This is a genomic window from Zwartia hollandica (assembly GCF_019923725.1).
Taxonomy (GTDB): domain Bacteria; phylum Pseudomonadota; class Gammaproteobacteria; order Burkholderiales; family Burkholderiaceae_B; genus Zwartia; species Zwartia hollandica.
This window is the reverse complement of the sequence record NZ_JAHXRI010000020.1, coordinates 1-1,472: the sequence shown is the minus strand read 5'-3', so window position 1 is coordinate 1,472 and position 1,472 is coordinate 1. Positions and strand designations below refer to the sequence as shown.

The 1,472-nt window shown below is 61.4% G+C and carries 1 protein-coding gene; it reads right to left on the bottom strand.

Annotated features, from left to right (window positions below):
• Nucleotides 1-1,472 (bottom strand): condensation domain-containing protein (locus tag KZZ10_RS14410; protein ID WP_259662240.1); only part of this gene is annotated, 1,472 nt, incomplete at both ends.

Here is a 1,472-nt window from a genome sequence, read left to right as displayed (position 1 = left end):
TGTGCACTGATCTCAATGGGCAGGTAGCGCGCAGCGCGACTGCGACCCGCCTCTCTGGGGTAGTCGGTCGGTAAGCTCAAGCGCTCGGGGACGCCCGCAAGCTGCGCCTGCCAGGACTGGCTTTGACGCGCAAGCTCGCCGCTGTCTTCTAGCCAGTTTCGCTGCCAGGCGGCGTGATCGGCGTAGGACACTACGAGCGGCGCCCAGTCAGGTGCATAGTCAGTCGTTTGTCCACTGGTTCGCGCCTCGTAGGCTTGGGTTAACTCTTTGCAGAACACGCCCATCGAGATGCCATCGCCCGCGATGTGGTGCATAACGAGGGTGAGTACGTGTTGGTTACCACTGATCTTGATCAAGCGAGCCCGGATCATCAGATCGCGGCTTAAATCGAAGGGCGTGGTGGATTCTTGTGCAATGAGCTCCTCAAGCGCTGCTTCGCACTCAGCCTCTTGCAAATCGCTGAGCTCTTGATACCCAAGCAGTGTTGTCTCTGAGCTGAGCTCTCGCACGTAGCCTACGGGCTCGCCGTCCTCGTTCGCGATCATCGTGCGCAGCGGTTCGTGGCGCTCGATCACATCGCGCAAGGCAAGCTCTAGCGCCTGAGCCTGCAACGCTCCCGAGAGCCTGAGCGCTGCGGGCATGTTGTAGTTACCACTCGCGCCTTCTATCTGGGTAAGGGTCCAGAGTCGGATCTGGCCGTAGGAGAGTACCCGTTGTGTGCCATCCGTATCTGGATTTAGCACGCCCAGACCTGCGATGATGGGAGGGCGAGACACTGATACAGCACCGCTTGCGGCAAGGATTTGCGCTTCGGCTTGCACTTGGTCAAGTGCCTGAGCAACCCCGGCAACGGTGGGGTGCTCAAAGAGAACACGTAGCGCAAGCTCAAGCCCGGTGCGAGTCCTCAGCTGCGAGAGCAGGCGCATGGCAACTAATGAATGTCCGCCTAGCGCAAAGAAGCTATCATCAAGCCCCACGCGGGTGGCGCCCGTCAGCTCGGCAAAGAGGCTGGCCACAAGTTGCTCGTGTTCAGTGACGGGTGCTCGGTACTCTCCTTCGCCCGTGATCTCGGGTGCGGGAAGGGCACGCACATCGAGTTTGCCGTTAGGCGTAAGCGGCAAGGACTCGAGCACCACGAAGGCGGCCGGCGCCATGTAGTCGGGCAGGGTGCTGGACAGGATGCTACGCAGAGCAGAGGTCTCAGGGATCGTTGCCTCTGAGCCGCCATCCGCACTCACTCCCGCTCCTGTACCTGCACCGGCAACGAGGTACGCCACCAGCTGCTTAGCCCCATCCTCGCCTCGGGCCTGCACGGTGCACTGAGCAATGCCGGGGATGGCAACGAGCGCCGCCTCGATCTCTCCTAACTCAATCCTAAAGCCTCGGATCTTGACCTGCGCATCAGCGCGCCCGAGGTACTCCAGGACCCCATCCTCGGTCCAGCGGGCTAAGTCGCCGCTGCGGTACATACG